The following is a 23276-nucleotide window of genomic DNA, read 5'->3' on the forward strand; positions in this document are numbered from 1 at the left end:
CTGATTTATTTGCGCAAGCTTCCCTGTACCAACCGCACCAGGCGCAAGGCCTTGACGCTCAGTTTCTTCAGTCCCCGTCGCGGGGCTTTGGGTGCTTCCAGCCCTTGTTGTGCAACCCAGTCCTTCCAGCGAATACGCTCCTCGCGCACTGTCCAGCCTTCCTGGATGGCAAAGCTCTCCGCCAGATACAGTCCACGGGTGCTGGCGGGTATAAGTTTGTCGCGCTTGAGCGTGTACAACTCGGGGCGCGGGACGCCATCTTCCAGAGGCATCAAGTACAGATCCGGACGTTTGCGATCCAGGCGGGCCACCAGTTGGTCGCCTTCCAGTCGTTCGTCGACATGAAACAGGCTCAGGGACTTGGCTTCCCTGGGCACATCCAGGCGCAAGTCATAGATCAATTGCAGCGACGCTGTCGGCAGGTGCACGTAAGCCCGCGGACGCTCGATCAGTTGCATGTTGGCGCAACGCACCGGCCGCGCCGAGCCGGAAAACGGGGTGAGGCGAAAGGGCAAGGCCTCGCGATAGTGCAGCGCAGACGAGTAGGGCGCTGGCAGCCAGGTGTCGTTGAAACGTCCACCGAGCCAGCCTTCCGGAGTTTCCAGCAGGCACTCTTCGGCTATCTCCTGAATCGCCGTGTGCAGGGGCAGGTTCAGCTCGTGGGCCGGTACGTAACCGGAGATCAGTTTGAGCACCACGTCGCCACGATCCTGCCGACGCTGGCGTACCAGCACCCAGTAATCGCGATTCTGCCAATGCAGGGTCAGGCGCACCGAGACCCCGAGGTTGGCCAGCTCCAGCGCGAACCGCTCGTTGTCAGCCACCGTCACCGGGCGGCGACGCTGCAGGGTCTGGGAAAAATTGAGCGGCATCCCGACGCTCTGGTAGTTCAAGCCTTCGGGAGTCGCTTCGACGAATAACGGCAGGGTCTTGAAGTTGCTCGGATTCTTTCTAATGAGCGTACGCGGCATGTCGGCTCCTGCTTTAAGGCCGCGAGGGGCGGCATCAGTTGCTACGTAGGACCTGGGCAACGGTCGCGACGTTGTGGGCGAGGTGCAGCGGATTGATGGTCCCGACAATAGCACTGGCGACACCCGGATGTTCAAACAACAACTCGAAGCTGGCGCGCACCGGGTCTACACCCGGGCTCAGGCAGACATGACCGCTGGCCAGGGCTTTCTTGACCAGGATGGCTTTGCCGTGTGCAGCAGCATAGTCAATGACCGGCTTCTCGTTCTGATCGTTCAGATTGTAGGTGACCATCGCGCAATCACCTTGCTCCAGAGCCTTCAAACCGCCTTCGACGGTTTTGCCGGAGAAACCATAGCCGCGAATCTTGCCTTCGGCCTTGAGCGCGGCGAGGGTCGTATAGACTTCGCTGTCGTTGAGGATCGCCAGGTCGTTGCCGTCGGAATGCACCAGCACCAGATCGATAAAATCCGTTTCCAGGCGTTGCAGGCTGCGTTCCACCGACAGGCGAGTATGCGCAGCGCTGAAATCATGACGGGACAGACCGTCGGCAAATTCCTCGCCGACCTTGCTGACGATCACCCAATCCTGGCGCTGCCCCCGCAGCAACGGGCCGAGCCGTTCTTCGCTGCGGCCATAGGCGGGGGCGGTGTCGATCAGGTTGATGCCCAGATCGCGCGCGAGTTTGAGCAACATGCGCGCTTCGTCATCGCCGGGAATCTGAAAGCCATTGGGGTATTTCACGCCTTGATCGCGGCCGAGTTTGACCGTGCCCAGACCCAGCGGCGAAACCATCAGGCCGGTGCTGCCCAGTGGACGATGCACATCGTGCAGGGTGGGTTGGCTCATGGCAGCAGTTGCTCCCAGGCCGGGACGCCCATCGGCGGTTTCGGCAATTCGGGCAGCGGCGCCGGATGGCCTGGCTGGATGCCGTCGCGTTGCAAGGCGTTGATCACGCGGTCGGCGAAGTCCGGCGCCAGCGCCAGTTTGGTAGGCCAGCCGACCAGCAAGCGGCCTTCTTCGGCAAGGAAGGCGTTGTCCGGACGGGTCAGGCCCGATTGCAGCGGCTCGGCGCGGTCCACGCGCAAGGTCGCCCATTGCGCGGTGCTCAAGTCGATCCATGGCAGCAACTGGCCGAGTTCTTTCTGCGCGGTGGCAATCTGCTCGGCAGGTTCGCGTGCAACACCTTCGGCTTCGGCAATGTCGCCACCCAGGTACCAGACCCATTGGCCATCGGCGGCCGGGTGCGTGGTGACGGTGATGCGCGGTTTGGTGCCGCCGCCCAGGCAGTGGGCGTACAGCGGTTTGAGGCTCGGGCCTTTGACGATGATCATGTGCAACGGTCGGCGTTGCATGGCGGGCTGGCTCAGGCCCAGCGCTTCAAGCAGCGCCGCCGTGCCGGCTCCGGCGCTCAAGACGATGCGCTGGGCGCGGATCTCGCGCCCGTCGACCTTCAGGCCCACCAGGACGTCACCGTCCAGCAGCGGTTCGATGTTCTGACCGGCGAGCAAGCCATCGCCCGCCAGATCGGCCAGGCGCTGGACCAGGCTCGGCACGTCGATCACCAACTCCGCCAGGCGGTAGACCTTGCCCTTGAAGCGCTTGTCCTGCAGGGCCGGCGGCAGTTGGTCGCCCTTGACCTGGTCGACGCGGCCACGCACGGCTTTGCTGGCGAAGAAACTGGTGAGGTTGCCGGCGATCGTGCCGGGAGACCACAGGTAGTGGGCTTCGGACAGCAGGCGCACACCGGACAGGTCCAGTTCGCCGTCGCCGGCCAAGGCTTCACGCCAGCGACGGGGCATGTCGGCGATGGCTTCCGAAGCGCCGGTCAGGGCACCATGCAGCGCGTATTTGGCGCCGCCATGGATGATCCCCTGGGACTTCACACTCTGCCCGCCGCCAAGGCTGGCGCTTTCCACCAGCACGGTCGAAAAACCCTGGCGGCGCAAACGCGCATTCAGCCAGAGGCCGGCGACACCAGCGCCGACAATCAAAACGTCGGTGGAAATAACGGATGGCATGCAGCGACCTCAGTGTTCAAGACGAGGGCGCAGTATACAGAGCTAGGACGGGAAAAAAGATCGCAGCCTTCGTCAATGCCCAGCGGTTTTGGAGAAGAGCTGGATCACGACGACACCCAGCACAATCAACGCCATGCCCAACATAGCCGGCACATCCAGCTTCTGCCCGTAAATAAACAGCGCTGCAACGCTGACCATCACGATCCCCATGCCGGCCCACACCGCGTATGCCACACCCACCGGAACGCTGCGCACGACCAGCGTCAGCATCCAGAAGGCGATGCCGTAGCCGACGATCACCAGAATCAGCGGCAGCGGCGTGCTGAAGCCTTTGACCGCTTTCATCGAAACAGTGGCAATCACTTCGGCGCAGATGGCAATAGCCAGGTAGTAGTAAGCGGTCATGGGTGCATCCTCATGTGAAGTGTTGCTTTCTGAGGTCGGCATTTTAGTGATTCTCCAGATGCGGTAAAGTCATTACCTATCTGTTATGGCGATGGGTTGATCATGAACACGCAATGGAATCTGGAGCAGCTACGGCTGTTTGTCAGCGTAGCGGAGCAGCGATCGTTTTCCGCCGTCGCACGGGATCAGCGCAAGGCGCAGTCGGCGGTCAGCAGCTCGATTGCGTTGCTGGAGGAAGACTTGGGTGTGAGCCTGTTCGACCGCAGCAGCGGCCGTCAGCCAAAACTCACCGAAGCCGGCAGTGCCTTGCTGGAGGAGGCGCGGGAAGTGCTGCGCCAGTGCGAGCGACTCAACGGTCGGGCGCTGGCGATGATGCGCGGGCAGGAGGCTCGTCTGCGGGTGGCTCAGGATGAGGCGATGCCCTACCAGCCGATCATCGAAAGCTTCGAAGCACTTGGCGAGCAATTTCCCAGCCTTGAAGTGCAATTGACCAGCGCGGCCCAGGGTGATGTGGCGCGCAAACTGGTGGAGCGTCGGGCCGATCTGGGGTTGCTGTTTTATCACGACCAGATTCCCGAAGCGCTTGAGCGGCGCGTGCTGGGCAGCGTTGAAATGGTTACGGTCTGTGGCGTCGGGCATCCGTTGGCGGCGAACGCTGCCGTGAACTGTCAGGAACTGGCGCAGCATCGACAGCTGCTGATGTCCACGCAGTCCAGTGTCTACCCCGGCAGCGAGCCGGCCAGCCCGCAAGTCTGGCGGGCCGACAGCTTCTACGTGATGGCCGAATGGCTGGTGCGGGGCCTCGGCTGGGCCTGGCTGCCGCGACACGTGGTGCAATACCCGGCGTATCAGAATTTGATGGTCGAACTGGTCAGCGAATGGACACCGCCGGCGCTGGTGGTGGAATTGGTCTGGCGGCGCGACGAACCCCTTGGCCCGGCGGCTCGCTGGCTGGCGGAACGTTTTGCCGTGCACTTGCAGGCGATCGGCGAGAAAAGCCGATAAACTCCGCCGCCATGAATAGAACTCTCTACACCGCGCTGTTTTACCTGGGGCTGCCACTGGTAGCGATTCGGCTATGGTTGCGCTCGCGCAAGGCGCCGGCGTATGCCAAACGCATCGGCGAGCGTTTCTCCCTCGGGTTGCCAGCGATGAAGCCGGGCGGCATCTGGGTACACGCGGTGTCGGTGGGCGAAAGCATTGCCGCAGCGCCGATGATTCGCGCGTTGCTGCAACGCTATCCGGCGCTGCCGATCACCGTGACCTGCATGACCCCGACCGGCTCCGAACGCATCCAGGCGATGTTCGCCAGCGAGCCGCGCATCCAGCACTGTTATTTGCCTTACGACTTGCCGTGCGCAGCGGCGCGATTTCTGGACCGGGTCCGGCCAACACTGGCGGTGATCATGGAAACCGAACTCTGGCCCAACCATATCCATCAATGCGCCAAACGCGGGATTCCCGTCGCTCTGGCCAATGCACGACTATCCGAGCGTTCGGCCAAAGGCTATGGCCGTTTCGGCAAGCTGACCCAGCCGATGCTCGCCGAGATGAGTCTGTTCGCGGTGCAGACCGAAGCCGAAGCCCAGCGCTTCCGTGAGTTGGGCGCCCGTGCAGAAACCGTTGAAGTGACCGGCTCGATCAAGTTCGACCTGACCATTGATCCGCAATTGCTCCTGCGCGCCGCTGAGCTCCGCGGGCAATGGCAGGCTCAGGAGCGTCCGGTGTGGATCGCCGCCAGTACTCACGACGGTGAAGACGAAGTGGTGCTGGCGGCGCATCGGCAGTTGCTGGCCGGTCATCCCGATGCGTTGCTGATTCTGGTGCCGCGTCACCCGGAGCGATTCAACTCGGTGTTCGACCTGTGCAAGCAGCAGGGTTTCGCCACGGTCCGTCGTTCCACCGGCGAGCCGGTGACCGCAGGGACTTCGGTGTTGCTTGGCGACACCATGGGCGAGTTGCTGTTTCTTTATGCCTTGGCTGATAGCGCGTTTGTCGGCGGCAGTCTGGTGCCGAACGGTGGCCATAACCTGCTGGAGCCCGCCGCCCTGGCGAAACCGGTGCTCAGTGGGCCACACCTGTTCAACTTCCTCGAGATCGCCGCGCAGTTGCGCAGCGCCGGCGCGTTGCAGGAGGTGGAGGATGCCGAAGGGCTGGCCCTGGCCGTGCAGCGACTGTTCGAATTGCCGCGCGATGCGCAGCGGATGGCGCAGGCGGGGTTGAAGGTGATGCGCACCAATCAGGGCGCGTTGCAGCGGTTGCTGGAGGGGTTGGGGCGGTTGATCGACAAGCCCTGAGTCTGTCACTGAAATAGTGTGGCGAGGGAGCTTGCTCCCGCTCGACTGTGAAGCAGTCGTGAAATCAGCCGTTGCGGTCTATCTGACAGACCGCGTGCTCAGGGTTTGGGGCCACTTCGCAGCCCGGCGGGAGCAAGTTCCCTCGCCACAGGTTAGCCCTGCCGCAACGCTCCCTCAGGGCCGGGCTTTGAGCTGCTCTGCCGCAGCCTTGGCCAGATCCGGTGGCAGGAAGTCCTTGTCCGGGTTGTAGTCGGCCTTGAGATAGCGCTTCAGATCCTGCAAATCCCCCGGGTTCAACGTACCGGCGGCCTGCTTCAGGCGCAGGTTGTCGAGGATGTAGTCGTAGCGGGTGTTGTTGTAATTGCGCACCGAGGTGTACAGCTGACGCTGGGCATCGAGCACATCAACGATGTTTCGCGTGCCCACCTGATAACCGATTTCGGTCGCTTCCACTGCGCTCTGGTTGGAGATGATCGACTGTTTGCGCGCCTGTACCTGTTCCACATCGGTGTTCACCGCGCGGTGCAGGTTGCGGGTGTTTTCCACCACTTGCCGACGCAGGCCTTCACGCTGTTGTTCAGTCTGGTCCAGGCGCGAGTACGACTCGCGCACCTGCGAACTGGTCAGCCCGCCGCTGTAGATCGGGATGTTCAGTTGCAGGGCCAGCGTGCGCTGCTCGACGGGGCCGCCATAAGACTGGCGGAAGGCATTCGGGTTGCTGAAACCGAAGGCGTCGTTGTCGCCTTTCTCATACTTGGCCACCGCATCCACCGTGGGCGCGTGGCCAGCCTTGCGCTGCTTGAGGGTTTCTTCGGCAGCGCTGACCGCGTAGTTGCTGGCCAGCAGATTCAGGTTCTGTTTGGCAGCGGTGTCGACCCAGGCCTTGGCGTCATTCGGGGCCGGCGGCAGGATCGGCAAGGTGTGGACGATGCCCTGGATCGAGTTGTACTGACGGTTGGTCAGGGTGATCAACGCTTCAAATGCATCATCCACCTGGCGCTGGGCAACGATCCGGTTGGCCCGTGCCGTGTCGTAACTGGCTTGCGATTGCAGCACGTCGGTCTTGTCCGACAGGCCGACATCGAAGCGCTCGTTGGACTGGTCGAGCTGGCGCTTGAATGCCGCTTCTTCAGCCTTGGTCGAGGCCAGGGTGTCCTGGCTGCGCAGCACGTTGAAGTAGTTTTCAGCGGTTTGCAGAATCAGGTTTTGCTCGGTCGCCGAGAGTTGCAGGGCTGCCTGCTCATTGACGTCCTTGGCGGCCTGATACTGGAACCAGCGATCGGCACGAAACAACGGCTGAGCCAATGTCGCCCGATAGGAGTTGGCGCTGCGGTTGGCGATGGCCGCCGGTTGATCGATGTCGGTGCGCACGTTGGCCACCTGGGCGCCGCCGGAGATATTCGGCAGCAGGCCGGCGCGGGCCTGGGGCACGACTTCCTTCTGGGCGCCGTACTGGGCGCGGGCGGCGGCCAGGTCGGCGTTGTTGTCCACCGCTTCCTGGTAGACGCTGACCAGATCGGTATTGGTCGATAAGGGCGCTTCTGCTGCCCAGGCCATTCCATTGGAAGCACAAGACACGGCAAGGGCCAGTGAAAGTTTGCGCAGCATGCGGCCATCCCTAAAAATTACGCTGATAATTTGAGCGCCAAAGGTACGGCGCAGGCCACGTAGCGTCAATGCGCTGCATGGCCGATGCGAGTGTAGTTGCACGCTCGTTCCGCAACAATCCTGTAATTGCGCCATTCATCATGGTGTTTACAGCGGTGTTGGCGTTCTTTGCCACTTGTGTCTAGACTGGCCGGGTTCTTGTCGGGGTGCCTTGCTATGAGGCTGAGATCGAATAATTTCGGATCCCGTTGAACCTGATCAGGTTAGCGCCTGCGTAGGGAACAAGATTTCTCGTCACCCGGCGAGTCCTCTTGTGCTTCGTCCGGGATGTTGTTCGACAATCGAACACCCCTCGAGCACTGAGCACAGCACCAACAGCGATGTCATGGCTGATTGGTCGCGTCCATTCGTTACAGGTTCGCTCCGACAAAATTCCAATGCCTGGATGCTGTCTGGAGAGCCCGTGATGACGATAAAATTAAAAAACACTACGAACCTGAGTGACTCGGCCCAAGTCGATCAACAATCGGTTCAGCCGTTTACCCGTTCGCAAAAAATCTATGTCCAGGGCTCTCGTCCGGACATCCTCGTGCCGATGCGCGAAATCAGCCTCGACGTGACCCCGACCGACTTCGGCGGCGAGATCAACTCGCCGGTGGTGGTGTACGACACCTCGGGCCCGTACACCGATCCCAACGTCATCATCGATGTGCGCAAAGGCCTGGCCGATGTGCGTTCGCCGTGGATCGAATCCCGTGGCGACACCGAGCGGCTGCCGGGCTTGAGTTCCAACTTCGGCCAGGAACGCCTCGCCGATGCCGAGCTGACCAAGCTGCGTTTCGCCCACGTCAACAACCCGCGCCGGGCCAAGGCCGGGGCCAACGTCAGCCAGATGCACTACGCGCGCAAAGGCATCATCACCGCCGAGATGGAATACGTCGCCATCCGCGAGAACATGAAGCTCGAAGTGGCCCGTGCCGCCGGGTTGCTGGACCAGCAACACGCCGGTCACAGCTTCGGCGCCAGCGTACCGAAAATCATCACCCCCGAATTCGTCCGTGACGAGATCGCCCGCGGTCGCGCAATCATTCCGGCCAACATCAACCACACCGAACTGGAACCGATGATCATCGGCCGTAACTTCCTGGTGAAGATCAACGGCAACATCGGCAACAGCGCCTTGGGTTCGTCCATCGAAGAAGAAGTGGCGAAACTGACCTGGGGCATTCGCTGGGGTTCGGACACGGTCATGGACCTGTCCACTGGCAAGCACATTCACGAAACCCGCGAGTGGATCATCCGCAACTCGCCGGTGCCGATCGGTACCGTGCCGATCTACCAGGCCCTGGAAAAAGTCGGCGGCGCTGCCGAAGACCTGACCTGGGAGCTGTTCCGCGACACGCTGATCGAACAGGCCGAGCAGGGCGTCGACTACTTCACCATCCACGCCGGCGTGTTGCTGCGCTACGTGCCGCTGACCGCCAAGCGCGTGACCGGCATCGTTTCCCGTGGCGGTTCGATCATGGCCAAGTGGTGCCTGGCGCACCATAAAGAGAACTTCCTCTACACTCATTTCGAAGACATCTGCGAAATCATGAAGGCCTACGACGTCAGCTTCTCGCTGGGCGATGGCCTGCGTCCGGGCTCGATTGCCGACGCCAACGACGCTGCGCAATTCGGTGAGCTGGAAACTCTCGGCGAGCTGACCAAGATTGCCTGGAAGCACGACGTGCAATGCATGATCGAAGGCCCCGGCCACGTGCCGATGCAGTTGATCAAAGAGAACATGGACAAACAGCTCGAGTGCTGCGACGAGGCGCCTTTCTATACCCTCGGTCCTCTGACCACCGACATTGCGCCGGGCTACGACCACATCACCTCGGGTATCGGTGCGGCCATGATCGGCTGGTTCGGTTGCGCCATGCTCTGCTACGTGACGCCGAAGGAGCACTTGGGCCTGCCGAACAAGGATGACGTGAAGACCGGGATCATCACCTACAAGATCGCCGCGCATGCTGCCGATCTGGCGAAGGGACATCCGGGCGCGCAGATTCGCGACAATGCCTTGAGCAAGGCGCGCTTCGAATTCCGTTGGGAAGACCAGTTCAACCTGGGCCTGGATCCGGACACCGCCCGTTCGTATCACGATGAAACCCTGCCGAAGGATTCGGCCAAGGTCGCGCATTTCTGTTCGATGTGCGGGCCAAAATTCTGCTCGATGAAAATCACCCAGGAAGTCCGTGAATACGCGGCCAACCAGCGGATCGAAACCGTCGATGCCGAAGTCGCCCAGGGATTGGCGGAACAGGCCGAGCGGTTCAAGCAGGAAGGCAGTCAGCTGTACAAGAAGGTTTGACCTGACCTGAAAAGGTGGGGCCTGTAAGGGCCTCATCGCCAGCAGGCTGGCTCCCACACTGGATTTGGGGTGTTCACAAGTCCCCTGTGGGAGCCAGCCTGCTGGCGATAGCGATCCACACAACAACAAATGTCCCTCTGAGATAACACCCCTTGAGCATTCAACCCAGCACTTATTCCCCTGACATCGCGGTGCCGACCGACAAGCGTGTCTTCGGCGGACGCGATCTGTTTTCCCTGTGGTTTTCCCTCGGCATCGGCCTGATGGTTTTGCAGACCGGCGCATTGCTCGCGCCAGGTCTTGGCCTGTCCGGTTCGCTGTTGGCGATCTTCCTCGGCACGCTGGTCGGCGTTCTGCTGCTCGCCGCTGTCGGCGTGATCGGCAGTGACACCGGCCTGTCGTCGATGGCCGCGCTCAAACTCAGCCTCGGCAAGCGTGGCGCGAGCCTGCCCGCGGTGCTGAACCTGCTGCAACTGATCGGTTGGGGCTCGTTCGAAATCATCGTGATGCGCGACGCTGCCAGCCTGCTTGGTGCCCGTGCGTTCAGCGAAGGCAGTCTGTTCACCAGTCCGCTGCTCTGGACGTTGTTCTTCGGTGCCTTGGCGACTTTGCTGGCTGTCAGCGGTCCGTTGACCTTCGTGCGGCAGATACTGCGTAAGTGGGGCATCTGGCTGTTGCTGGCGGCGTGTATCTGGCTGACCTGGAACCTGTTCGCCAAGGCCGACCTGGCCGCGTTGTGGGCGCAGGCGGGTGACGGTTCGATGCCGTTCGCGGTGGGCTTCGACATTGCTATCGCGATGCCGCTGTCGTGGCTGCCGCTGATTGCCGACTACTCGCGTTTCGGCAAGCGGGCGAAGAACGTTTTCGGCGGTACGGCGATCGGCTTCTTTATCGGTAATTTCTGGCTGATGAGCCTGGGCGTGGCCTACACCCTGGCGTTCGCGCCGAGCGGTGAAGTGAACGCCTTGCTGTTGGCCTTGGCGGGTGCGGGCCTGGGGATTCCGCTGCTGCTGATTCTGCTCGATGAGTCGGAAAATGCGTTTGCCGACATTCATTCGGCGGCCGTCTCCAGCGGGATTCTGTTGCGCTTGAAAGTCGAGCACCTGGCGTTGGCCATTGGTGTGGTCTGCACCCTGATCGCCTTGCTGGCGCCGTTGGCTCAGTACCAGAACTTCCTGTTGTTGATCGGTTCGGTGTTTGCGCCGCTGTTCGGCGTGGTGCTGGTGGATCACTTCATCTTGCGCAAACGCAGTGCTCGTGTGGCGTCAGCTGCATTGCGCTGGCCGGCGTTGCTCGCCTGGTTGGGCGGGGTGAGCACCTATCACTTGCTGGCCAATCTGTATCCGGACATCGGCGCAACCCTGCCGTCGTTGATTCTGGCAGGGCTGCTGCAGCTGGTGCTGGGCCGGGCCTTCAGTTACGGCCGGGAAACAGCTCGGGCTTGAGAATGCCGTTCAGGCGCGGGTAGGGGATCTTCAATTCGACGTGGCCCAGCGCGTAAGGCGCGATGGTGCTCACTTCGTACTTGAGGATCACCCCGCCGTAGGTCAGCGCCACGTTCGGGGTTTTCTGGAACGGCCACTGCTTCACGAACTCCGGCTCCTGATCGAGCTTGGTGCTGATCAGCCAGCTGTTGTGCGCCACCTGCGCCGCTTTCCAGAATGCTTCTTCCTGCCCCGGCACCAACATGTCGGACAAGGTCAGCACTTTATGCTGCTGGCGCGAATAGTTGATGAAACTGCGACCCGGCGTGCCATGCGCACCGCCGGTGTCCAGGTAGCTGGAAAACTCAACGATCACCAAGCCGTCATGCTGCTCACGTACTTTCGCTTGCAGGTAACTGCTGTAGCGCGGGCCGGCAGTGCGCAAAAACTCATCGCGATAAGCCGCCAGCGTCGGTGCCGCGGGGGCGTCGGGTGAGGTGCGGGTCATTTGCAGCAGGCGTTTTTCGACGATGCCGTCAAGCTGAGGCTCGGCGGGAAAGCGCAGCGTATCAATGTTTACCAGCGGGCACTCGGGTGTGGTGCAGCCCGGTTTCAGCGTTTCGGTCGCGTCGCGGGTGGTTTCCAGCGGCGCCCGGTAGTTGGGCTGGAACAGACTCTGGCAAGCGCCCAGGGTCAGGGCGATTGCGGCCACGGAGGCGATTTTAAAAAGCGACATGGGCGTCCTTCATAAAACAGGGAAAGGCGAAAAGTTAACCGCTTCGACTCTCAACGAAGCAGTCAGTTCGCCACTAAGCTAATTAGAGTTGGTTTCGCCCTCACCGTCTATCCCGCTGACGGGAAAGGGGCTGCATCAAACGTCACGGGCGCGTTAGGATGGCGCGAAGTCGAGGCAGGAGCCTCGCTGCACATACGAGGATAGTCATGACTGATTTTGCCAACGCCATTCCGACCGCCGTCGATATCGTCCGGCGCGAAAAGTGCTACGAGGGCTTTTACAAGCTTGATCGTGTGCACTTGCGCCACGAGTTGTTCGCCGGTGGCATGAGCCGCGAAATCAATCGTGAAGTGTTTGTTCGCCACGATGCCGTCTGCGTGCTGCCTTACGACCCGCAGCGTGACGAAGTGGTGCTGATCGAGCAGTTTCGCGTCGGTGCCATGGGCAAGACCGATAACCCGTGGCTGATCGAGCTGGTCGCCGGTCTGATCGACAAGGATGAGGTGCCGGAAGAGGTTGCTCACCGCGAAGCGCAGGAGGAAGCTGGGCTTGTATTCGGGGCGCTGTGGCCGATGACCAAATATTTTCCATCGCCGGGCGGCAGCAATGAATTCGTGCATTTGTACCTGGGGCGTTGCGAGACAACCGGGGTCGGCGGCCTGCATGGGCTGGAGGAAGAAGCAGAAGATATCCGCGTTTCGGTCTGGGCGTTCGAAGACGCGCTGCAAGCCGTACGCGACGGACGTATTGCCAACGCGCCAAGCATCATTGCCTTGCAGTGGCTGGCTTTGAATCGCGTTGAAGTGAGGGGGCTATGGTCGTAAACAAGCTGCGCGATCGTTACAGGGTCGACCTCGTGGGGCTGCAAGCCTCTTGCGAGGCCAACTACGCGCGCCTGATGCGACTGTTGCCGGACATGCGCAACGAACCGGCGGCGCGGCGCATTGCCGTGACCCATGGCGAGCAGATGCTCGGCGTGCTGGCGCTGGAAGTGCTGCAGGTCTGTCCGTATACCACCACCCTGCAAGTGCGCCAGGAGCACAGCCTGCCGTGGTTGCCGGTGCCGCAACTGGAAGTGCAGGTCTATCACGACGCCTGCATGGCCGAAGTGGTCAGCGCCGAACATGCGCGACGCTTTCGCGGCATCTATCCTTACCCGAACGCCGCGATGCATCAGCCGGACGAAAAGGCCCAGCTGAACATGTTTCTGGGGGAGTGGCTGAGCCATTGCCTGGCGCTGGGGCACGAGTACGAAGTCGTTCGTTGACGTTGTTGTGAACTGCGTCAGGTTCGCGCGTTTCCTCTTTTGACCATCCCCCAGCATAATTGCGGCACTTCATCATCCCGTGATTCAGCCCTGGGAGATCGCCTTGCCGAGCGTATCCACATTGACCACCGCCGATCCGGCGTTGCTGGTGCAACTGTCCGACAGCCATCTGTTTGCCGAGCCCGACGGTACGTTGCTGGGCATGAATACGCGCGACAGCCTGCAAAAGGTCATCGAGCTGGTCAGGCTGCAACAGCCGCAGATCAATCTGATCATCGCCAGTGGCGACCTTTCCCAGGACGGGACGCTGGAGTCGTACCAGCAGTTTCGCGACCTGACCCGACAGCTCGATGCACCGGCGCGCTGGATTCCTGGCAATCACGATGAACCGCAGATCATGGCCGAAGCCGCGACTCACAGCGCTTTACTGGAACCAATGGTGGATATCGGCAATTGGCGCGTCACCTTGCTTGATTCCGCGGTGCCCGGTTCGGTGCCGGGGTATCTGCAGGATGAGCAACTGCAACTGCTGGCCCGCTCGTTGAGCGAGGCGCCCGAGCGGCATCATCTGGTGTGTTTCCATCATCATCCGGTGCCGATCGGGTGTGCGTGGATGGAGCCGATCGGGTTGCGCAATCCAGAGGCGCTGTTCGCGGTGCTGGATCGGTTCCCGCAGGTGCGCGCTGTCTTGTGGGGGCATGTGCACCAGGAAATTGATCAGGATCGTAATGGCGTACGCCTGTTCGCCTCGCCTTCTACCTGCATTCAGTTCGAGCCGGGGAGCGAGGATTTCAAGGTGGGGGAGCAGGCGCCGGGATATCGATGGTTGCGGCTGTTGCCGGATGGGCAGATTGAAACCGGCGTGGAGCGTGTAACTGGCTTTGATTTCACGGTCGATTATGGCTCCAACGGCTACTGAATATCTGCGGTGCTGCCATCGCCAGACGGCTGGCTCCCACTCTGCGTCGTGCACAAATCCCTGTGGGAGCCAGCCTGCCGTCGATGGCGTCCGCTCAGACGATATCAATTCCACGGATATCCCCGATTCCCCCGACACCCTGTAAACTCCGCCTTCTTTACCCGACGCACAGGGAGTTCAAATGTCCGGTTCGATCCTTTATATCCACGGTTTCAACAGCGCGCCTTCGTCGAAAAAAGCCACGCAGTTGATCGAAGTGATGGAGCGTCTGGGCTTGAGCGATCACCTGCGCGTTCCAGCCTTGCATCACCATCCGCGCGAAGCCATCGGTCAGCTGGAACAGGCGATTGCCGAACTGGGGCGGCCACTGCTGGTCGGCAGCTCACTCGGCGGCTACTATGCGACTCACTTGGCCGAGCGCCATGGCCTCAAGGCCCTGTTGATCAATCCTGCCGTCAGTCCGCACCGGATGTTCGACGGGCACCTGGGGACACAGAAAAACCTGTATACCGATGAGGCCTGGGAACTGACCCACGACCACGTGACGGCCCTGGCCGAGCTGGAAGTGCCGGCGCCCCGGGACCCGCAGCGTTATCAGGTGTGGTTGCAGACCGGTGATGAAACACTGGATTATCGCCTCGCCCAGCAGTATTACCGGGCTTGTGCCTTGCGCATCCAGGCCGGCGGCGACCATGGTTTCCAGGGTTTTGCCGAGCGATTGCCGGCAATGCTGAGTTTTGCCGGCATCGGCGCAGATTTGTATCAGGCGATTGATTTCACTGCACTTTGATCCTTGCCTCTTATTCACAGAACATTGACGACGAGACCCCATGGCCACTCCCAGCGCTAGCTCTTATAACGCAGACGCCATCGAAGTCCTCTCGGGCCTCGACCCGGTGCGCAAACGCCCCGGCATGTACACCGACACCAGTCGGCCGAATCACCTCGCCCAGGAAGTCATCGACAACAGCGTCGACGAAGCCTTGGCCGGGCACGCGACCTCGGTGCAGGTCATCCTGCACGCCGATCACTCCCTGGAAGTCAGCGATGACGGTCGTGGCATGCCGGTGGACATTCACCCGGAAGAGGGTGTTTCCGGGGTCGAGCTGATCCTCACCAAGCTTCATGCGGGTGGCAAGTTTTCCAACAAGAACTACCAGTTCTCCGGCGGCCTGCACGGGGTGGGTATTTCGGTGGTCAACGCCTTGTCGACCGAAGTCCGTGTGCGCGTAAAGCGTGACGGCAACGAATACCAGATGACTTTCGCCGACGGTTACAAGAAGACCGAACTGGAAGTGGTCGGCACCGTCGGCAAGCGCAACACCGGCACCAGCGTATTCTTCGCCCCGGACCCGAAATACTTCGACTCCCCGAAATTTTCCATCAGCCGCCTCAAGCACGTACTCAAGGCCAAGGCCGTCCTGTGCCCGGGTCTGCTGGTCAGCTTTGAAGACAAGGCCACCGGCGAGAAAGTCGAATGGCATTACGAAGACGGTCTGCGCTCCTATCTGGTCGACGCAGTCAGCGAATTCGAACGCCTGCCGGACGAACCGTTCTGCGGCAGCCTGGCCGGTAACAAGGAAGCGGTCGACTGGGCGCTGCTGTGGTTGCCGGAAGGTGGCGACAGCGTGCAGGAAAGCTACGTCAACCTGATCCCGACGGCCCAGGGTGGTACCCACGTCAACGGTTTGCGCCAGGGCTTGCTCGATGCCATGCGCGAGTTCTGCGAATTTCGCAGCCTGCTGCCGCGCGGCGTGAAGCTGGCGCCGGAAGACGTCTGGGAACGCATCGCCTTCGTCCTGTCGATGAAAATGCAGGAACCGCAATTCTCCGGCCAGACCAAAGAGCGGCTGTCGTCCCGTGAAGCGGCGGCGTTTGTTTCCGGTGTGGTCAAGGACGCGTTCAGCCTGTGGCTCAATGCGAACCCGGAAACCGGCATGCTCCTGGCGGAACTGGCGATCAACAACGCCGGCCGTCGCCTGAAGGCGAGCAAAAAGGTCGAGCGCAAGCGCATCACGGCGGGACCGGCACTGCCAGGCAAGCTCGCCGACTGCGCCGGGCAGGACCCGATGCGTTCCGAGTTGTTCCTGGTGGAAGGTGACTCCGCCGGCGGTTCCGCCAAACAAGCACGGGACAAAGAGTTTCAAGCCATCCTGCCGTTGCGCGGCAAAATCCTGAACACCTGGGAAGTCGACGGCAGTGAAGTGCTGGCCAGCCAGGAAGTACACAACATTGCCGTGGCGATCGGTGTCGATCCGGGTGCGGCGGACATGAGCCAGCTGCGTTACGGCAAAATCTGCATCCTCGCCGACGCCGACTCCGACGGTTTGCACATTGCTACGCTGTTGTGCGCGTTGTTCGTCCAGCATTTCCGTCCGTTGGTGGATGCCGGTCACGTCTACGTCGCGATGCCGCCGCTTTACCGTATCGACCTCGGCAAAGAGATTTACTACGCCCTCGACGAAGCCGAGCGCGATGGCATTCTCGACCGTCTGGTGGCCGAGAAGAAACGCGGCAAGCCTCAGGTCACCCGATTCAAAGGCCTGGGTGAAATGAACCCGCCGCAACTGCGCGAAACCACCATGGACCCGAACACCCGGCGTCTGGTGCAGCTGACCCTGGACGATTTCGAAGCGACGTCGGAAATGATGGACATGTTGCTGGCGAAGAAGCGCGCCGGTGACCGTAAATCCTGGCTCGAATCCAAAGGCAACCTGGCCGAGGTTCTTGGCTGATGCGGGTTGGCCTTGCCCTGGCATGTGCGTTACTTCTGACCTCTGTTTCGGCGTTCGCCGAACCGGCACCGGAGTTGCGCCTGTTGTCCGAACATCCCGTGGAGGGCATGCGCGGCGGCAACCTGTCGGGGCTGGCGCAGTGCGGCAAGGATTTGTGGACGATTTCCGATCGCGACGACGATCAGATCTACCGACTCGAGACCGGCGATACGGTCTGGCAGGCGGAAACCGTACGTATCGGTGTGCCGCCTGTGCCGGACAGCGGTTTGCCCTGGGGTTTGCGTTCGCGGACGTGGGCGGCGTCGTTCGTGCGGGGCGGGGATCTGGATTTCGAAGGCATCACCTGCGACAACGCCGGCAATCGCTACATCGTCAGCGAGTCCCACGCAGCGGTACTGCAAGTGCCGCCCGTTGGGCCGACGTCCTGGCTGAAGATCTCGCCGATGCTGGTTCGCGAAGCCCGGGCCAGTGGCATGTTGTTGCACTTCAACGCATTGTTCGAAGGTCTGGCGATCAACCCGGCCGGCGATCAATTGTGGTTGGCCGCCGAACGTGAGCGCCGTGGCCTGTTGTTGATCAAGCGTCAGCAAACGGTCTGGGATTGCGACGGCGGTTGTGTACTGCTGAGCGAGGCCGGCATGGAAATGCAGCCGGCGAAATTTCCCAAGGCCAGGGCAGTGTCGCGCGACTTTGCCGACCTGTCGTTGTTCAACGGCAAGCTGTTTACCCTTGAGCGCAATGCGTTCGAAATTTGCCGCCGTGACGCGGTGACGGCCAAGGTCGAGCGTTGCTGGTCGTTTGCCGACGAAGCCTTGCAGGATAACCGTCGTTATCCACAGGGCTATGGCCTGACGGAAGCACTGATCGTCGACGCCGATGGCGCCTGGGTCGGCATCGACAACAACGATGGTGCCCGTGCTGATGGCGAGTACCGCCCGATTGTCTGGCGCTTCGCCGCGCCTGAAGGTGGCTGGAGTGCCAAGCCGTGACGCCGCAAACGCCCGGGAAACGCGCGGGTCGGGTGTTCATGGTGCTGGCCTGGTGCGCAGCGCTGTTTCTGGCGACGCGGTTTTTCGGCCAATGGGAGGAGCGTCAGCAAAATCCCAATGTCGTCGTCAGCTCGGAACAGGGCGAAGGTTTTATCGAAGTGAAACTGGCGAGCAACACCCAGGGGCACTTCGTCGCCAGCGGCCAGATCAACGGCCAGCCGGTGGATTTCATGCTGGATACCGGGGCAACCGATGTGGCGATCCCGGCAGAAATGGCCGAACGGCTGAAACTTGAAAAAGGCTTCGGGGTGACCCTGAGCACCGCCAACGGTCGTACCGAGGGTTATCGAACCCGTGTCGACCGGCTGCAACTGGGCGACATCGTGCTGCGTGATGTGCGCGCCATCGTCGTGCCAGGCCTTGATGGCAAGCAAGTGCTGCTCGGTATGAGTGCACTGAACAAACTTGAATTTACCCAGCGCGGTGGCACCATGCTTCTGCGCCAGACAACGAACCGATGAGGCCCGCATGAGCGACTCCCTTGATCTCAGCCTGGACGGTGTAGAACGCCGGTCACTGGCTGACTTCACCGAAAATGCCTACCTCAACTACTCCATGTACGTGATCATGGACCGTGCCTTGCCGCATATCGGCGATGGCCTGAAGCCGGTACAGCGTCGCATCATTTATGCGATGAGCGAGTTGGGGCTGGACGCCGATTCCAAGCACAAGAAATCGGCGCGTACCGTCGGTGACGTGCTCGGCAAGTTCCACCCGCACGGCGATTCGGCCTGCTACGAAGCCATGGTCCTGATGGCTCAACCGTTCAGCTACCGCTACACGCTGGTCGACGGTCAGGGTAACTGGGGTGCGCCGGATGATCCCAAGTCCTTCGCCGCCATGCGTTACACCGAAGCGCGGCTGTCGCGTTATTCCGAAGTGCTGCTCAGCGAACTGGGCCAGGGCACGGCCGACTGGGGCCCGAACTTCGACGGCACCCTCGACGAGCCCCTGGTGTTGCCGGCACGTTTGCCGAACATCCTGCTCAACGGCACCACCGGGATTGCCGTGGGCATGGCCACCGACGTACCGCCGCACAACCTGCGGGAAGTCGCGACAGCGTGCGTGCGTTTGCTCGATGAGCCGAAAGCCACGGTCGAACAGCTCTGCGAGCACATCCAGGGCCCGGATTATCCGACCGAAGCGGAAATCATCACCCCGCGCGCCGATCTGCTGAAAATGTATGAAACCGGCAAGGGCTCGGTGCGCATGCGCGCCGTTTACCACATCGAAGACGGCGACATCATCGTCACCGCGCTGCCGCATCAAGTGTCCGGTGCCAAGGTGCTGGAGCAGATCGCGGCCATGATGCAGGCCAAGCCGTCCAAGGCCCCGCAGATCGCGGACCTGCGCGACGAATCCGACCACGAAAACCCGTGCCGGATCGTAATCATTCCGGGCGCGCGCAAGAATTTTGACCACGACGCGCTGATGCAGCACCTGTTCGCCAGCACCGAGCTGGAGTCGAGCTACCGGGTCAACATCAACATCATCGGCCTGGACGGCAAGCCGCAGCTGAAAAACCTGCGTGCGCTGCTGGTGGAATGGCTGGAGTTCCGCGTTCAAACCGTGCGTCGTCGCCTGCAATTCCGCCTCGACAAGGTTGAACGTCGTCTGCACCTGTTGGACGGTTTGTTGATTGCCTACCTCAACCTGGATGAAGTGATCCACATCATCCGCACCGAGGAACACCCGAAAGCCGCCCTGATCGCGCGTTTCGCCCTGAGCGAAATCCAGGCCGAGTACATTCTCGACACCCGTTTGCGTCAGTTGGCGCGCCTGGAAGAAATGAAGCTGCGCTCCGAGCAGGATGAACTGCTCAAGGAACAAGCCAAGCTGCAAGCCCTGCTGGGCAGCGAAGCCAAGCTGAAAAAACTGGTGCGCACCGAGCTGATCAAGGACGCCGAAACCTATGGCGACGACCGTCGCTCGCCGATCGTCGAGCGCACCGAAGCCAAGGCCCTGACAGAGCACGATCTGCTGCCGAACGAGAAAGTAACCGTCGTGCTGTCGGAAAAAGGTTGGGTTCGTTCCGCCAAGGGGCACGAAATCGACGCCACCGGGCTTTCCTACAAGGCTGGGGACGGTTTCAAGGCCCTGGCACCCGGGCGTTCCAACCAGTTTGCCGTGTTTATCGACTCTACCGGTCGTAGCTATTCGGTGGCTGCTCATACCTTGCCATCAGCCCGTGGTCAGGGCGAGCCGTTGACCGGTCGTCTGACGCCGCCACCCGGCGCGAGTTTCGAATGCGTGCTGATGCCGGATGATGACTCGCTGTACGTGATCGCCTCCGACGCCGGTTACGGTTTCGTGGTCAAGGGTGAGGACTTCCAGGCCAAGAACAAGGCGGGCAAAGCGTTGCTGAGCTTGCCGAACAACTCGAAGGTCATTCTGCCGCGCCCGGTGGCTGATCGTGAGAACAACTGGCTGGCCTCGGTGACCACCGAAGGTCGCCTGCTGATCTTCAAAATCAGCGATCTGCCACAATTAGGTAAGGGCAAAGGCAACAAGATCATCGGGATTTCCGGTGAGCGTGTGGCCAGTCGCGAAGAATATGTCACGGACATCGCTGTTCTGCCGGAAGGCGCCACCTTAGTGCTGCAGGCCGGAAAACGTACCTTGTCACTGAAGGCGGACGACCTCGAACACTACAAAGGTGAGCGTGGGCGGCGTGGAAACAAACTTCCACGAGGCTTCCAGAGGGTAGATGCGCTGCTCGTCGAAAACCTCAATTAAGCGTCCTAGAGCGCTCGATCTGCGATTTAACGCGTAGATCGACGCTTTGCCGCTGGAGTCGGAACGCATATTCACGGATGATATGGCCTTTCCAAGCGCCGGCGTGGCCGAGCGTTCTTCATATTTATTGAGTATTTTCACTGTGGTTAGCCTTGTGGCAACCACCTGGATGGGACGATGACTGCTCTGCGCCTTCCTTTTATTTTGATGCTCGCCGGCGTTCTTGGCCTGGCGGGTTGCAGCACTCACCAACCGGTGTCGCTGTATCAGCTGGACAGCGGAAGTCCGGCTCAGCCTGCGCAAAGCGCGGGCATGGCGGTATTGCTCGGCCCGGTAACGGTCGCCGACTATCTGCAACGTGAGACATTGCTGCAGCGTCAGCCGGATGGCAGCTTGCAGGCTTCGACCGATGGTCGTTGGGCGGGAAGCCTGTCTTCCGACATCGATCAGCTGTTGCTGCGTCAGGTGGCAGGTCATCTGGACAGTCAACGCGTGGTGCTGGCGCCGGCAACGCTCGGCTTCACGCCGGACGTTCAGGTGCTGCTGACCATCACGCGCCTGGACTCGGGTGAGTCGCAACCGGCGATCCTTGATGCGCAATGGCGTTTGATCGACCGTCGTGGTCAGGTGCGCGATAACCGCATCATTCATCTGCAGGAACAACACGCCGGCGGTACTGCCGCGCAGGTTCAGGCTCAGGGTGTGTTGTTGCAGAAACTTGCCGAGCAGTTGTCGGTAGCGCTCAAGCCGCTGGCTAACCAGCCACCGATTGCGGAAGCGCCAAAGAAACCGGCTGCCAAGCCTGCGGCGCCAGCGACGGAACAGGAAAAGCAGCCGAAGATTCCGATGGCTTCGCCTATCCGTACCGATATGGAAGTGTTCAGGTTCTAAGCCTGGATTGATCCAACACAAAGCCCGCAGAGATGCGGGCTTTGTTGTTTCTGCAGGTTCATCTCCATTGCCTGTCCCGGCCTCATCGCCAGCAGGCTGGCTCCCACAGGGGACATGTGGACGCCATAGATCCAATGTGGGAGCCAGCCTGCTGGCGATGGGGCCAGAACAGACAACAAAAAACCCGCAGACAATCACTCATCTGCGGGCTTCTTCACATCAGGGCCTAAGGTTTACGCCCGGCGCTCATGCATCCGCGCCAGTTGCCGCTCCAGCATCGACGGATAAGGCTCCATCAGCCGCTCTACACAGCATGCACCCTCAGGGCTGGCAATCGGACGGATCCGCGCACGCTGGCGAATCAGCGCGTCGTCGCTGATCTTGCGCTCCACCAACAGCAGATTGCGGCTGTGTTGCGACAGTGCCAGGGCGTCCTGGGCGGTTTCGGTCAGTAGCAGGTCAATCTGGCTCAAGCCAAACAACTCGTCGCCCAGGGTCAGGCCCAACTGCAATTGCAGGGTGATGCCGCTGTCCGCGACTTCGATCTGCAACTGATGGCCCAGCGCCCGCAGCAACTCACCGCAGCAAATGGCGTTGGTCAGGTAGTCGTCACCGCTGTCTTCGGTGTGGAACACCATCAACGTGCTGCCATCGTTCAGGCTATGCAGTTCGCCCTCATAGAGTGACGCGGCCTGGTCGAGGCAGTCGCGATAGCGTTTCAGCAATTCTTCCAGGCGCGCACGTGGCAGGCGGCGCAACTGATCCTGGGCGCCCAGTTGCACGGCCAGCACCGCGCTGTGTTGCGGCACGTTCGATACCTGCGGTTTGACCACTGGCTTCGATGCGCTCGCTACCGACTCGTCACGCAGGTCGGCAAACGCATCGTCGTCATCTTCATCTTCTACGGTGCTGACGATATGCCGTGGCGCAGGCTTGAGGCCAGCGACAGGCTTGGTTTCGTCGAAGCTCGGATCACGCAGATTGCGCACTTCGAAGGCCGGCTCGTCGTCGCCGTCTTCGTAATCGTTTTCGTCGTACTCGGGTTCCGGCTCAGGCTCTGGCTCGGCCGGCTCCGGCGCGAAGTTGGCGTGCAGCTGGCGAGCCAGGTCGCCGATCTCGTCCTGACGCCCGGTTGCCGGGGTGTATTCATCGATGTTGCGCAGCCACACGCGCAATTGCAGCAGCGGTGTGGAGATGTGCCGACCCAGGCGCAGGCTCAAGGCCAACGACAAGGCCAACAGGATTGCACTCAAGATGCCCATGCTTTGCAGGCTGATGGTCATCGGCTGCTGGAACTGATCCATGTCCAGGCTGATGCGCAGTTGCCCGGCAGTCACGTCCTGGAAGGTGATCTTGCTCTGGTACATGCCCTCCGCTTCGCCCAGCAGGCTGTGCTTGGGGCGCTGGCCGGCTTCGGCGAGGATGCGGTTGTCCACGCTGTAGATGGCGGCGTGGGCCACCAGCTTGTTCTTGGTCAGGTTGTTGAGCAGCACGTTGAGGCTGAGGATGTCGTTGGACACCAGCAGCTCCGTGGCGGACGTGGCGGTCTGCGTGGTCAGGCTTTCGCCCAGGGCATCCGCCTGCTCGTGCATGGCCTGCTTGAACTGCAAACCCATCACACAGGCGTAGATCACCAGGGCCAGAGCGACCAGGATCACGTTATGGCTGGCAATGCGCAATGCAATCGGTACACGGCGGTGGCGCAGTGCACGGAAGATCAGCAGAAAGAAGTTATCGGTTTTTACTGGCGTGGGCCGGTTCACTTGAGCTCGGCTCTTTTGTCCGTGAAGTTGACGCGCAGTATAGCGACAGGCCCTAGACCGGCAAAGCGCTCACGGTGCCCGATGGTCACTGAAAGTGGGT

General features: G+C 61.2%; 20 protein-coding genes and 1 riboswitch. Of the genes, 13 read left to right on the top strand and 7 right to left on the bottom strand.

Annotated features, from left to right (window positions below; translation table 11 throughout):
- Positions 1-5 precede the first annotated feature (5 nt).
- The 4 genes from B723_RS07940 to B723_RS07955 form a co-directional block, all read right to left on the bottom strand.
- On the bottom strand, positions 6-971 hold the full coding sequence (locus B723_RS07940) for a hypothetical protein (RefSeq protein WP_017336219.1): 966 nt from the start codon (positions 969-971) through the stop codon (positions 6-8).
- Positions 972-1005: 34 nt separating this feature from the next.
- Positions 1006-1818 carry an aldo/keto reductase gene (locus B723_RS07945; RefSeq protein ID WP_017336220.1) on the bottom strand — a complete coding sequence of 271 codons (813 nt, stop codon included), beginning with the start codon at positions 1816-1818 and terminating at the stop codon, positions 1006-1008.
- Complete coding sequence (locus tag B723_RS07950; protein ID WP_017336221.1) at positions 1815-2990, bottom strand: NAD(P)/FAD-dependent oxidoreductase; 1176 nt, start codon at positions 2988-2990, stop codon at positions 1815-1817. Before B723_RS07950 ends, B723_RS07945 begins: the two co-directional genes overlap by 4 nt.
- A 72-nt stretch (positions 2991-3062) precedes the next feature.
- Complete coding sequence (locus tag B723_RS07955) at positions 3063-3395, bottom strand: DMT family transporter (RefSeq protein WP_008027887.1); 333 nt, start codon at positions 3393-3395, stop codon at positions 3063-3065.
- A 102-nt stretch (positions 3396-3497) separates the two neighbouring features.
- Between B723_RS07955 and B723_RS07960 the strand changes: the two genes are divergently transcribed.
- Both B723_RS07960 and waaA read left to right on the top strand, forming a co-directional pair.
- A complete protein-coding gene (locus B723_RS07960) occupies positions 3498-4400 on the top strand; it encodes a LysR family transcriptional regulator (protein WP_017336222.1) in 903 nt (300 codons plus the stop codon).
- A gap of 11 nt (positions 4401-4411) precedes the next feature.
- Positions 4412-5692: a lipid IV(A) 3-deoxy-D-manno-octulosonic acid transferase gene (gene waaA / locus B723_RS07965; RefSeq protein WP_017336223.1), complete on the top strand. Its 1281-nt coding sequence runs from the start codon at positions 4412-4414 to the stop codon at positions 5690-5692.
- A 174-nt stretch (positions 5693-5866) separates the two neighbouring features.
- Here waaA and B723_RS07970 read toward each other — a convergent pair whose 3' ends face one another.
- Positions 5867-7300 carry a TolC family outer membrane protein gene (locus B723_RS07970; RefSeq protein WP_017336224.1) on the bottom strand — a complete coding sequence of 478 codons (1434 nt, stop codon included), beginning with the start codon at positions 7298-7300 and terminating at the stop codon, positions 5867-5869.
- Between the two features lie 192 nt (positions 7301-7492).
- Positions 7493-7598, top strand: a riboswitch (TPP riboswitch).
- A 168-nt stretch (positions 7599-7766) separates the two neighbouring features.
- On the opposite strand from B723_RS07970, the gene thiC reads away from it, so the two are divergent.
- Together thiC and cytX are read left to right on the top strand one after the other, a co-directional pair.
- A complete protein-coding gene (gene thiC / locus B723_RS07975) occupies positions 7767-9656 on the top strand; it encodes a phosphomethylpyrimidine synthase ThiC (protein WP_017336225.1) in 1890 nt (629 codons plus the stop codon).
- 152 nt (positions 9657-9808) lie between these two features.
- Positions 9809-11101 carry a putative hydroxymethylpyrimidine transporter CytX gene (gene cytX, locus B723_RS07980; RefSeq protein WP_017336226.1) on the top strand — a complete coding sequence of 431 codons (1293 nt, stop codon included), beginning with the start codon at positions 9809-9811 and terminating at the stop codon, positions 11099-11101.
- On the opposite strand, the gene B723_RS07985 is transcribed toward cytX, so the two are convergent.
- Positions 11070-11816 (bottom strand): RsiV family protein, encoded by a 747-nt coding sequence (locus B723_RS07985; protein WP_017336227.1) that lies wholly within the window; start codon positions 11814-11816, stop codon positions 11070-11072. The two genes, cytX and B723_RS07985, sit on opposite strands and share 32 nt — an antisense overlap.
- A gap of 206 nt (positions 11817-12022) precedes the next feature.
- On the opposite strand from B723_RS07985, the gene B723_RS07990 reads away from it, so the two are divergent.
- From B723_RS07990 to B723_RS08030, 9 genes are all read left to right on the top strand, one after another.
- Entirely contained in the window at positions 12023-12640 is a 618-nt protein-coding gene (locus B723_RS07990; RefSeq protein ID WP_017336228.1) for an NUDIX domain-containing protein, read from the top strand.
- Positions 12631-13083 (top strand): DUF1249 domain-containing protein, encoded by a 453-nt coding sequence (locus B723_RS07995; protein WP_017336229.1) that lies wholly within the window; start codon positions 12631-12633, stop codon positions 13081-13083. Before B723_RS07990 ends, B723_RS07995 begins: the two co-directional genes overlap by 10 nt.
- 103 nt (positions 13084-13186) lie before the next feature.
- Positions 13187-14002, top strand: a complete 816-nt coding sequence (gene cpdA / locus B723_RS08000; RefSeq protein WP_031318314.1) for a 3',5'-cyclic-AMP phosphodiesterase — start codon at positions 13187-13189, stop codon at positions 14000-14002.
- 181 nt (positions 14003-14183) lie between these two features.
- A complete protein-coding gene (locus B723_RS08005; RefSeq protein ID WP_017336231.1) occupies positions 14184-14792 on the top strand; it encodes a YqiA/YcfP family alpha/beta fold hydrolase in 609 nt (202 codons plus the stop codon).
- A 40-nt stretch (positions 14793-14832) separates the two neighbouring features.
- On the top strand, positions 14833-16737 hold the full coding sequence (gene parE, locus B723_RS08010; protein ID WP_017336232.1) for a DNA topoisomerase IV subunit B: 1905 nt from the start codon (positions 14833-14835) through the stop codon (positions 16735-16737).
- Positions 16737-17726, top strand: a complete 990-nt coding sequence (locus B723_RS08015) for an esterase-like activity of phytase family protein (RefSeq protein ID WP_017336233.1) — start codon at positions 16737-16739, stop codon at positions 17724-17726. Before parE ends, B723_RS08015 begins: the two co-directional genes overlap by 1 nt.
- Positions 17723-18247, top strand: a complete 525-nt coding sequence (locus B723_RS08020; protein ID WP_017336234.1) for a retropepsin-like aspartic protease family protein — start codon at positions 17723-17725, stop codon at positions 18245-18247. The genes B723_RS08015 and B723_RS08020 overlap by 4 nt, the downstream gene beginning before the upstream one ends.
- Before the next feature lie 7 nt (positions 18248-18254).
- Positions 18255-20522, top strand: coding sequence for a DNA topoisomerase IV subunit A (parC, locus tag B723_RS08025; protein WP_017336235.1), 2268 nt, complete (start codon positions 18255-18257; stop codon positions 20520-20522).
- 177 nt (positions 20523-20699) lie between these two features.
- Complete coding sequence (locus B723_RS08030; protein ID WP_017336236.1) at positions 20700-21413, top strand: PqiC family protein; 714 nt, start codon at positions 20700-20702, stop codon at positions 21411-21413.
- 233 nt (positions 21414-21646) lie between these two features.
- Here the strand turns inward: B723_RS08030 and B723_RS08035 are convergent, their stop codons facing one another.
- Positions 21647-23176: an AhpA/YtjB family protein gene (locus B723_RS08035; protein ID WP_017336237.1), complete on the bottom strand. Its 1530-nt coding sequence runs from the start codon at positions 23174-23176 to the stop codon at positions 21647-21649.
- Between the last annotated feature and the right edge of the window lie 100 nt (positions 23177-23276).

Origin of the sequence: Pseudomonas fluorescens NCIMB 11764, assembly GCF_000293885.2 — a bacterium.
Lineage (GTDB): Bacteria > Pseudomonadota > Gammaproteobacteria > Pseudomonadales > Pseudomonadaceae > Aquipseudomonas > Aquipseudomonas fluorescens_B.

Excerpts from the sequence above, each read along its gene's own strand:
- B723_RS07940 (WP_017336219.1), bottom strand. The coding sequence starts at position 971 with ATGCCGCGTACGCTCATTAGAAAGAATCCGAGCAACTTCAAGACCCTG.
- B723_RS07945 (WP_017336220.1), bottom strand. The coding sequence starts at position 1,818 with ATGAGCCAACCCACCCTGCACGATGTGCATCGTCCACTGGGCAGCACC.
- B723_RS07950 (WP_017336221.1), bottom strand. The coding sequence starts at position 2,990 with ATGCCATCCGTTATTTCCACCGACGTTTTGATTGTCGGCGCTGGTGTC.
- B723_RS07955 (WP_008027887.1), bottom strand. The coding sequence starts at position 3,395 with ATGACCGCTTACTACTACCTGGCTATTGCCATCTGCGCCGAAGTGATT.
- B723_RS07960 (WP_017336222.1), top strand. The coding sequence starts at position 3,498 with ATGAACACGCAATGGAATCTGGAGCAGCTACGGCTGTTTGTCAGCGTA.
- waaA (WP_017336223.1), top strand. The coding sequence starts at position 4,412 with ATGAATAGAACTCTCTACACCGCGCTGTTTTACCTGGGGCTGCCACTG.
- B723_RS07970 (WP_017336224.1), bottom strand. The coding sequence starts at position 7,300 with ATGCTGCGCAAACTTTCACTGGCCCTTGCCGTGTCTTGTGCTTCCAAT.
- thiC (WP_017336225.1), top strand. The coding sequence starts at position 7,767 with ATGACGATAAAATTAAAAAACACTACGAACCTGAGTGACTCGGCCCAA.
- B723_RS07985 (WP_017336227.1), bottom strand. The coding sequence starts at position 11,816 with ATGTCGCTTTTTAAAATCGCCTCCGTGGCCGCAATCGCCCTGACCCTG.
- B723_RS07990 (WP_017336228.1), top strand. The coding sequence starts at position 12,023 with ATGACTGATTTTGCCAACGCCATTCCGACCGCCGTCGATATCGTCCGG.
- B723_RS07995 (WP_017336229.1), top strand. The coding sequence starts at position 12,631 with ATGGTCGTAAACAAGCTGCGCGATCGTTACAGGGTCGACCTCGTGGGG.
- B723_RS08005 (WP_017336231.1), top strand. The coding sequence starts at position 14,184 with ATGTCCGGTTCGATCCTTTATATCCACGGTTTCAACAGCGCGCCTTCG.
- parE (WP_017336232.1), top strand. The coding sequence starts at position 14,833 with ATGGCCACTCCCAGCGCTAGCTCTTATAACGCAGACGCCATCGAAGTC.
- B723_RS08015 (WP_017336233.1), top strand. The coding sequence starts at position 16,737 with ATGCGGGTTGGCCTTGCCCTGGCATGTGCGTTACTTCTGACCTCTGTT.
- parC (WP_017336235.1), top strand. The coding sequence starts at position 18,255 with ATGAGCGACTCCCTTGATCTCAGCCTGGACGGTGTAGAACGCCGGTCA.
- B723_RS08030 (WP_017336236.1), top strand. The coding sequence starts at position 20,700 with ATGACTGCTCTGCGCCTTCCTTTTATTTTGATGCTCGCCGGCGTTCTT.